Source organism: Algibacter sp. (assembly GCF_039977455.1).
Classification (GTDB): Bacteria; Bacteroidota; Bacteroidia; order Flavobacteriales; family Flavobacteriaceae; genus Algibacter_B.
In genome coordinates, this window is sequence record NZ_JBDWDG010000031.1 from 222,103 (window position 1) to 232,057 (window position 9,955).

Below are 9,955 nucleotides of genomic sequence, written 5' to 3' on the forward strand. Positions count from 1 at the left end.
CCGTTAATACATTTTTACAAATATATTATATGAAAGAAATAGAAATAAAAGTAGAAGACTCTAAAGAAATCCTTGAAGAAATCCAAAGGCACATTGGAGGAACCATTGAAGAAAAATGGAGTGAAAGTATGTTAAAAATAAATAACGACATTGCTAAAGGCAGTATACGCTACATCCCTTTTGAATGGGGCGTTACCCTAATGGATTACGATATTACGTTTAAAGAAGAAATCATATTAAAAATGCATGCCAGCGATTATAACCCAATAAGGTTTGTTTATACCTTAAATGGTAGTTTTAAGCATAGATTTGGCGTAAACAAAAGGGAAGAGTTAATTGAACAATACCAAACCTTAATTTTTACAAATAAAACGATTGGAGTTAATTACATCCATTTTCCTAAAGACACCAAGTTAGATATTAATTCCATACAAATTATACGGAAACAATTCTTAAAAAAACGTACAACTAATGTTTCTACATTAAACAAAAAACTATATGAAGTTTTTGTTGATACCGATCATGACAACAGATTTGCACATTATGGAACATTGAATTTAAAAATGGCGGATTTAGTTAAAAAAACTAGAAATATTAAAAATAAAGGTATGTTAAGAATCCTTAAAATTGAAGCTAAAGTTTATGAAATTTTATCGATACACATACAACAACACAACAAATTACAACAAGGTGTACCATTACCAACATCACTAATTAAAAGTGAACTTATTACGGTTAGAAAACTTGGTCAAGCCATACTAAAACGACCGGCAAAAGACTACTCATTAGATCAACTATCTGCTAGTTCGGGCTTATCACAGGCAAAACTTCAAGATGGATTTAAATTTCTATATACACGAACTGTTACTGAATATATTAGACACGTAAGATTGGAGGCTGCTAGGGAATTAATGACCACAACAGATTTAAACATTACTCAAATTGTATACTCTATTGGTTTTACAAGTAGAAGTTATTTTTCAAAAATATTTAAAGAAAAATACGGCGTAACACCTAATGAGTTTAAAAAGCAATTAATAGTCCCTATTGCGATATAATAAGAAACAAACAGGAAAAAACTAATCCCGAAATTATTACAATAAAAAAAGCCTCGTTAAAACGAGGCTTTTTTTATTGTATGTTTTCTTAACTATTGAATTTGACTTGAAACTCTGTTGTCTTCAATATCTGCAGCTGCTTTTAAAGCATTGTATAATTTACTTGTAACCGTACTTGCTTTTTGCTGCTCTACTCTATTTGCAGAAGCTTGATAATTCTCTAAAGCAACCGCAGGCGTAATTTTAGTAACTTGTACCATATACACTCCGTTATTACCTTCAATTAAACCTGATGTTTCGCCTTCTTTTAAACCAAAAGCAGCTCCAACTAGCATAGGTTCTCTTCCTGCCCCTGAAACAGTTGGGTTTTTCATGTTTACTCCAGTTGCTGTTCTTACATTAGTGTTTTCAGCAGCAGCTAAATCTTCTAAAGTGCTTACAGAAACTCTATCTTTTATAAGTTTTGCTTTTTTCTGCTTTTTAATAATTGGCAACACTTTAGCCGTGGCATCATCAGCACTCATTAATCCTGCCTCATGCTTAGCAACTAATTGTGCTATTACATAACCATTAGTTACATTAAAACGCTTAATATCTCCAACTTTAGCATCTTCTTCAAACGTCCAACGTACAATTGGTCTTTGATTTCCAACACCTGGAATATTTTCATCTAACGCCTTAATACCATTAACCGGTCTTAAAGTATACTTATTTTCTTTGGCTAAAGCTTCAAAATCGCCTTCTCCTGCTTTAATTTCAAAATTAGATGCATCTCTAAATACTTTATCAGTAGTGGACTCAGATGGTTCTATTTTTCTTGCAATCGTTCCTACTTTAACAGCTTTTGTTTTATTTTTTTGTCCTTCAATTTCTATAATATGAAATCCAAATACTGTTTTTACAACACCTATATCACCCGTTTTTCCTTCAAATTCAAAATCATTAAATTCAGGTACCATTGTATTATATGGATGCCAATCGTAACGACCTTCTTTAGCTACACTACCTTGATCTGATGAAAATTCTTTAACAAATTCTGGGAATTTTGAACGATTTCTTTTAAGTATACTTAATAAACTATCCGCTTTCTTTTTAGCATCAACCTCAGTCATTGCAACCTCTGGCCCTGCACTTTGAGAACCTTTAAAAGGAATTAAAATGTGTCTTACTTTAGCAGAATCTGGTATTTGTTTTACAGCTATTACCTTAGTGATTTTAAATGAACCATCGTGTTTATATGGCCCATAAACTTCACCTTCATTTAAATTATAAATGGCATCGGCAGCTACAGTTGGTAAACTAGATTTAAATACAAAACGATCATCAAATTTTACATCTGAAGCGGCAATTGAATTTATATAAGCAGCGTTATCTTTAACTTTAGAAAAAGCTACAATAGTATCTTTTCTCCCTCGGCTGTCAACAAACCTTCCATTAATCAATGTGTTTAATTCTGCCTTAATAGCATTTTCATCTTCAACAGATGCGATTTCTTTAAACTCTACAAAACGAATATCTCTTGAAGCTTCAACTTTATATTGGTTTTTATTTTCTTTAATATAATTTGTAATATCAGATTTTGTTACGACAATTGTACTATCAGGAATAGTAGAGTAATTTACTTGAACATATTTAATATCCACTTTATTTCCTTCCAATTCGTGGTTTAATTTACCTTCTGCTAGAGTACCTGTTAAACCCGCTTTAACCATGTTAAAATAGTTTTGATTTAAAGCGTTTACTGCGATTTGGTTTTCATAACTCACCCAACTCGCAAAACCTTCTGGCGAAGTTTCTTTTAAGTTAGCGATATATTCGTTCATTTTGTTTTCATCAAAAACACCTGCTTCGTTTAAAAAGTTTTGGTTTGTAGCCAAAGACGTTTTAAGTAAATCTCTCATTTGATCTTGTTCAACAGAAATTTCAAGTTCATCAAATTGAGTTTCCATAACAGCTTGTCTAACCTCTTGCTCCCAAACTTGGTTCATTACTTGAGTGCTTGTTGCATTGGGTCCCATTTGCCTTTGTAACTGCTCCACTTTTTGCATAAAACCCTCACGAGTAATATCTTTACCGTTTATGGTAGCAACAATATTTTGCGACTTTGAAGTTAAAGCGTCACTGTTTTTAAACAAATCTGCTAATACAAAAGAAAATAGCGCTAAAGCTATAATTAATATTAAGAATAGGGAACGTTGTCTTATCTTATTTAAAACTGCCATTTGTAAATTTAATTTTTAAAATCCGTTGTTGGAATTGCTTCATTAATTGATATCAATTGCAGTAAACTGGCAAAAATATCGTGCGCGAAAATACCATTTTCTATCCAATAATAAAAGGGTTATTTATTTATTTGTTAAGTTGTTTGAATTGTGCGAGATATTGTTATGTAGATTTCCGATTGTATAATTACAACAATTTAAATACACCTCGATTTTTTTAGACCACAAAGTTTAATAAAATCTAAGTAAATTTAGTCTACTATCGCACTAAAAATTTAAGGATTACCTCAATCCTCCTGCAAAATTTTAACCTCTACCATATCGATTTTAGTATTGGAAACTTCGAGGATAGTAAATTGAAAGATTTCAATATTTACAATATCATTTTGGCTGGGAATTTCCTGAGTCTGATTAACAATTAATCCTCCAAGTGTCTCGTAGTTCTCACTTTCTGGAAGGTTTATTTTATAAGTTTCGTTAATATAATCGACTTCCAAACGAGCTGAAAACCTATAGGTTTTATTATCAAGTGTTTCTTCAATAAGAACAACAGAGTCATGTTCATCTTCGATTTCACCAAACAATTCTTCAACAATATCCTCCACTGTCATAATACCCGATGTTCCGCCATATTCATCTAAAACAACAGCAATACTTCTTCGCTTTTTGGTAAGCACGTTTAGTACATCCTTAATTAAGACTGTTTCTGGCACAAACTCAACAGGAGTTAACATAGATTTGATGGTTTTTCCTTTTTTAAACAATTCGAAAGAGTGCACATAACCTAAAATATCATCTACAGTGTCTTTATACACCAAAATTTTTGTTCTTCCCGTTTCTGTAAACAAAGCATTTAATGATTTTACCGATTTTGATATTTCTACAGCTATAATTTCTGTTCTAGGAACCATAACCTCGCGGGCTTTTACTTCTGAAAATTCTAAAGCGTTTTGAAAAATTTGTATTTCAGAATCCACTTCATCTTGCTCCTCAACCGATTCCATTTGTTCACTTATATAATTACCAAGTTCTACCTTAGTGAAGGCCAGTTGAATTTGATCGCCTTCTGTCTTAAAAAACGCTTTCAACACCAAATCTGAAATCCAAATAACAAAATCTGAAATAAATGAAAACAAAACATAAAATATATAGGCAGGAATTGCGAGCGCCTTAATTAGGCTATTTGCATAAATTTGAAAAAACACTTTAGGAAGAAACTCAGCAGTGATTAAAATAACAAAGGTTGAGATTATAGTTTGAGTGAGTAAACTTAGATCTGTAAAGAGATAATCTAAAAAAGTATAGGGTGTTGGCAATAGGGTTTTAAACCAATTAACCAATAAATCACCCATAAAAAACCCATAAATAACCAGTGCTATATTATTACCAATTAGCATTGTGGTGATAAATTTAGATGGTTTTACTGTTAACTTACTTAGAGCCTTAGCAAGTATACCATCTTGCTTTTTTTCAATTTCAATATGGATTTTGTTTGAAGAAACATAAGCAATCTCCATGCCTGAAAAAAAAGCCGATAGAATTAATGATACAATTATGATAATTACATAAATGCTCATTTACTTCGAGTTATTATTATCTTCAATTTTTTTAGCAAATTTTCTTCTAAAGAAATACATAAAAATAGCCAATGCCGCTAAACCTAGCGAAATATATGCACCGTTGGTGCCATTACCCCATTTTGAGATACCATCATATATAAATAATACGGCAAAAATTAAATATGCATATTGAAAAATCTTCGAGAATTTCATTTGTTATAATCTATAATTAGGGTATAAAGATACTTAAAATTGAGAAGTGAAATTTTTAATTAATAGAAATTAATCTTCCAAGGTAATAATGCCAGTAACCTCAAGGACTTCGGCATTTGTGAATTCTGAATTAGAATCAAAACCATTTCCATGTATCAAATCTGTTTTGGTTTTAAAGCTAACAGGCTTATTAGTAGAGAGCCATTCTTTTTCAGAATTATAAAATAATTGATCTGTTTTTAAAACTTGATTATCATGTGTTGTAATAACTACATTATCCTGCATATCAATTAAATTGGTGTTTTCGTAAACAAAAGCATTATCCGCCTCGACGGTACTTTTTTTATTATCCTTACTGTAGATATAAAGTATTACACCATCTGTAAACTGACGGAATGGAAAATCTCTATTCGTATAATCCAGCACTTTAGCGCTAATTAAATTAGCTGATACTCTGCCCGAATCGGTATATTTCAAGTTAACATTATAATCTTCACCTATCGGTTCATTTTCTGAAATTCCTATTTTCTGAACCTGCTTATAACTATCATTACATGAAAAAAACATAGTCACAATAAAAATTGTGACTATGTTTAAAATATTATATGAAATGTGTTTTCTCATTAGATACTTGGCACAGTTACAGAAGATCCAATCCAACACCCAATTTTAATGGTTTCACCTGCTCTACCTGAACTAAAAATTTCAGATTTTTGCGGTGCTTTTGCTTTGTAATTTTCAACCGATTGAGATGCCGCTTTACTTAAAGTTGGATCTACACTAGCTGCTCTTTGCGCTTCTTTTGCTGCTAACCAATATACAGCTCTCTTATCAAAGTTACTATCACCACAGTTGTTTGCACTAGCTGCATACATAGCTGCAATAGCAATATAAGGACGACCGTTTGATGGGTTAAGCGCTAATGCTTGTCTGTAATATCCTCTAGCCTTACCATAACTACCTCTAGCTTTTAATTTAGTAGCAATTCTATAATACAGCTTAGACTTCTTAAAACTATCTGTTTCTAAACCAATAGCCTGTTCAAAAAATCCTATAGCTTCGTTTGTCTTACCTTCTTTATCTTTTAATAATCCTAGGTAGTAAGCAGAATTAGCCGAAGGACTAATATTATGATATGCATTTACTAACTCAAAGAACAAAGGATCGTCAGTACATTCTTTTTGAGACATTTTACCAGCTGCTCTTTGCAACCAAACAGCATTGCTTCTATTTTCTTCAAAATCTTTTCTGTATAAAGGAATAAGGTTTTCGCAATTTGCTCTATCCCCTAATTTACCATCTATACTTCCAGAAATTTGATCGTAAGCTTTTAAATAGCTTTCATAGTATTTTTTATACTGACCTTCTTTTTTAGTTAATGCTACTTCAGCATCTTCCTTTTCAATTAATTTATTTAATTTTTCAGAAAAACTTTTTACTTCATCTTCAACTTTCTCTACAACGTCATCATATTTATTAAACAAATCTGCCGCAGGTTTTTTACCGGCATCATACAAATCAACCATTAAAGAGAAATATGTGTATAAACTTTTAGGGTTTGTAAACGTTGCTTTATCAGATTGATAAGCAGCATCAAAAGCGTTGTATAACTCTTCTGTACTTTTACCTAATTCTGTTTTGTTATCATACATTAATTGAGCAGCTTGAGCAGCATATTTTCCTTTAGGAGTTTTACTAGAAAAATGTTCCGCTTTTTGCTCCCACAGTTTTAAAAGATCGTTTATATAGGCCACTTTATCAGCTCCAGATGCCTTTTCAATTTTATCATCTAATATTTTTTCACCATCAACGTAAATAGCGTTATTAAATTTAGGACACTTGTTTCTTACCGCCATCCAAGGCTCATAAGCAGCATCATAATTTTTTGCTTTTACATATTCATGGAATATAGAAAGCTTAGTCATACACTCTTCATCTTGCTGGGCAAAACCAAAATTTAACCCAATAAAGAAAAAAGCTAGTAATAATGTAATTTTTGTTTTCATGATAATAATTTTGTACTGTTAATCATACTTTCGTTTCTGGAACCATCTATCGTTCAAAGATAAACTTAATTGTAAATTAATAAAATTCTCTTGAATTAAATTACTGTTTTTTGTTCCGCGTTGGCCAAATTCAAATCCTAAATTCGCATTAGAGAACAATCTTGCATCCCCAACTGGTAAACCTACCCCAAAAGATATGCCAAACTCTTTAATAGATTCGTCATTTATATTTAAACCTGTTTCTTCCGTCCTAAATCCAGCTCTATATACAACGCGTTTCCAATAATTTCTAAATGAATTAAACTGCGGAATATAAAAACCACCTATTGCAAAAGAATAAGCATCTTCATAAGCTGTGCCGTTACTAAATAATTCATTAGAAAATGAACCCGTTTTTAAATAAGTAGTTTCTGCTCCTACAAACCATTTTCTAGGTTTACCAATTCCACCACCAAAAGCTAATTTGGAAGGCATAACTAATTCTGTTTCATCTAACCCATCAGTACTTAAATCGGAATTCACAACGTTTCTTTCACTTTCCTGACCTTGTGTACCAACTGTAATTGTTGATATTGTACGCTCGTTTAAAGAAACTAAAGTGCTTTTTGGTGTATAGGTAACACTAGAAACAAACTCCAACTTGTTATTTATCATCGTTTTGTAAGACAATCCTAAATTAATATTTAGTCCGCTTAAATCAGATCGGTTATTCTCTTTAGATTGATACTGTGTTGGTACTCCATCAGAATATTGATAATTAATAATACTGTTTTTAGTATGTCCGAAGTTGTATTGAAAATCAATACCAAAACTTACACCTTTAGCGATTTGGTAACCAAACCCTAAAAAGGCCTTATTTACTCCACCTTCACCCTCAAATCTATTCTCAATATTATCATCAGCGTTTAAGGCCTCTAATTTATATCCAACCGAGGTATAAGGCAATAAACCGAACCCTACTCCAAATTTACCTAAGGGTATATTAACCGCTATATAATCAAAAGTAGTAGATGAGGCATCATCTTTACTTGTGCTACTTTCTAAAGTCGAACTTGAGTAACTACCTCCAACGGTAAACTTAACAGGTCTGCTTTCGTTATTCCATATTTCTAAATTATCCCCAGCATAAGATGCAGGATTTCTTAAATTAACATGAATACTATCATTGTAAATACTCAAACCTCCCATACTTCTATTCTCTACAGTACCTTTAAATTTTAAGCTACCAATACCGTAGTAGGAATAAGGAGATGTTGTTCCTTTTTGTGCATAACCGTGCATTGCAACTATTGCAATAAAAACTAATACAAGTTTTTTAATCATTCGTTTGAGTTAAATTGTAAAATATAGTTTAATCCCTCTAAAAGAAAATTAGGATTGGCAAATATGCTACTTTTTAATTGTTTAGACAAGAATTTAGTATCTCCACCTGTTAAAATAACTGTTAAATCAGGGTATTTTTCTTTATAACATTCAATCACACCTTCAATTTCATTTAAAAATCCAAAAACAACACCAGAATGTATCGACGTTTCTGTTGAATTCCCGACAATAGTTCCTGGCATTTCTTTATCTAACAACGGCAATTTGGCCGTAAAACTATTCAATGCTTTATAACGCATATTTATACCTGGTGAAATAGCACCACCCAAATACTCATTATTTCTATTTACAAAATCATAAGTTACACATGTGCCAGCATCAATAATTAGTACATTCTTTTCAGGAAAGTGACTAATTGAAGCACAAACCAAGGCTATCCTATCCACACCTAATGTTTTTGGTGTTGCATAAAGATTTTTAAAAGGCATTCTGGTGTTTGAATCTAAAACAAAAACTTTAACCGACTTTGAAATAGCTTTGATAACCTTCTTTTCCAATTTACCTACCGCAGATACAATAGCGTTTTCCAAAGAAACATAAACGTTTTTTAAAACCTCTATTTCCTTTTCAATATCTTTTAGTAAAACGACTCGTTTATCTATAAGTTCGATACCACTAAAAACAGCTAGTTTTACAAAAGAATTTCCTACATCAATAATTAAATTCATATTTTACTAAAAGGCAAAATTAATAAAACCACACATAATAAATATCCAAAATCAGCTATAATATTAATAACAAATAAGTTAGACCAACATTTGAAAATTTATTTCAAAAAAAACAAAAATTTTCCATAATTCTCTTGGCGAATAACAAAATTGAGTATATATTTGCAACCGCTTTGGCGAGGTACCTTAGCTCAGTTGGTAGAGCAAAGGACTGAAAATCCTTGTGTCCCTGGTTCGATTCCTGGAGGTACCACTCAAAAATCCCGAAACTTTGGTTTACGGGATTTTTTGTTTTTATTAAGTTCCTCTCCTTTTAAACAATTTAAAAGGATTTTGAAACATGACGCAATCCTATTAATTTACTAATATTTCTAAGGGATTTGCTTAATTGAAACCCAAATTACTTACATATTAATCCGAATCCATAGTACGTCCAAATAAGATTAATAACATACATCACTATTATATTCTGAGCATTAGGTAGCTAAATTTCACGTTTAAGCCAAATTTGAAGATCCTTTTCTAAAATTATTATCCTAAAAGAAAATGGCTATGCGAATTATTTATTTGGCGAGTTTTAAAGAAAAAATAAAACCGCGCTATCCATTATATCTTTTTATTCCATTTTATCAAGGATTAGCCACTCTACACACCTATAAAGCCATTCTCAAATAACGTTTAGTAGTGAACACTGCTATAAAAAGTATGGTGTTACTATCACTCGGGCAAGGGATGTTCTAGCGTTTGTTTATGGCCTATGTTGGTAGTTATTTGGTTTGAGTATAAAGCAAAAAAAATCCTCAACAAATAAATGTTGAGGATTAAAAAAGGCAACGACCTACTCTC

8 protein-coding genes and 1 tRNA gene are annotated in these 9,955 nt (G+C 31.5%); 2 read left to right on the top strand and 7 right to left on the bottom strand.

Annotated features, from left to right (window positions below):
• Positions 1-29: 29 nt before the first annotated feature.
• Positions 30-1,058: an AraC family transcriptional regulator gene (locus ABJM36_RS15850; RefSeq protein WP_348452506.1), complete on the top strand. Its 1,029-nt coding sequence runs from the start codon at positions 30-32 to the stop codon at positions 1,056-1,058.
• 92 nt (positions 1,059-1,150) lie between these two features.
• On the opposite strand, the gene ABJM36_RS15855 is transcribed toward ABJM36_RS15850, so the two are convergent.
• The 7 genes from ABJM36_RS15855 to ABJM36_RS15885 form a co-directional block, all read right to left on the bottom strand.
• Positions 1,151-3,280 (bottom strand): SurA N-terminal domain-containing protein, encoded by a 2,130-nt coding sequence (locus tag ABJM36_RS15855; RefSeq protein ID WP_348452507.1) that lies wholly within the window; start codon positions 3,278-3,280, stop codon positions 1,151-1,153.
• Between the two features lie 287 nt (positions 3,281-3,567).
• Positions 3,568-4,857, bottom strand: a complete 1,290-nt coding sequence (locus tag ABJM36_RS15860) for a hemolysin family protein (RefSeq protein WP_348452509.1) — start codon at positions 4,855-4,857, stop codon at positions 3,568-3,570.
• The gene (locus tag ABJM36_RS15865; RefSeq protein ID WP_348452510.1) at positions 4,858-5,052 is read right to left on the bottom strand and encodes a hypothetical protein; all 195 of its coding nucleotides are present in this window, start codon (positions 5,050-5,052) and stop codon (positions 4,858-4,860) included.
• 69 nt (positions 5,053-5,121) lie between these two features.
• Entirely contained in the window at positions 5,122-5,676 is a 555-nt protein-coding gene (lptC, locus tag ABJM36_RS15870; RefSeq protein ID WP_348452511.1) for an LPS export ABC transporter periplasmic protein LptC, read from the bottom strand.
• Entirely contained in the window at positions 5,676-7,058 is a 1,383-nt protein-coding gene (locus ABJM36_RS15875; RefSeq protein ID WP_348452512.1) for a hypothetical protein, read from the bottom strand. The genes lptC and ABJM36_RS15875 overlap by 1 nt, the downstream gene beginning before the upstream one ends.
• Before the next feature lie 18 nt (positions 7,059-7,076).
• The gene (locus ABJM36_RS15880; protein WP_348452513.1) at positions 7,077-8,381 is read right to left on the bottom strand and encodes a hypothetical protein; all 1,305 of its coding nucleotides are present in this window, start codon (positions 8,379-8,381) and stop codon (positions 7,077-7,079) included.
• Positions 8,378-9,109 (bottom strand): type III pantothenate kinase, encoded by a 732-nt coding sequence (locus tag ABJM36_RS15885; RefSeq protein ID WP_348452514.1) that lies wholly within the window; start codon positions 9,107-9,109, stop codon positions 8,378-8,380. Before ABJM36_RS15885 ends, ABJM36_RS15880 begins: the two co-directional genes overlap by 4 nt.
• Positions 9,110-9,289: 180 nt before the next feature.
• Here ABJM36_RS15885 and ABJM36_RS15890 point away from each other — a divergent pair.
• Positions 9,290-9,362: transfer RNA gene (locus ABJM36_RS15890), tRNA-Phe, on the top strand.
• Positions 9,363-9,955: the final 593 nt, after the last annotated feature.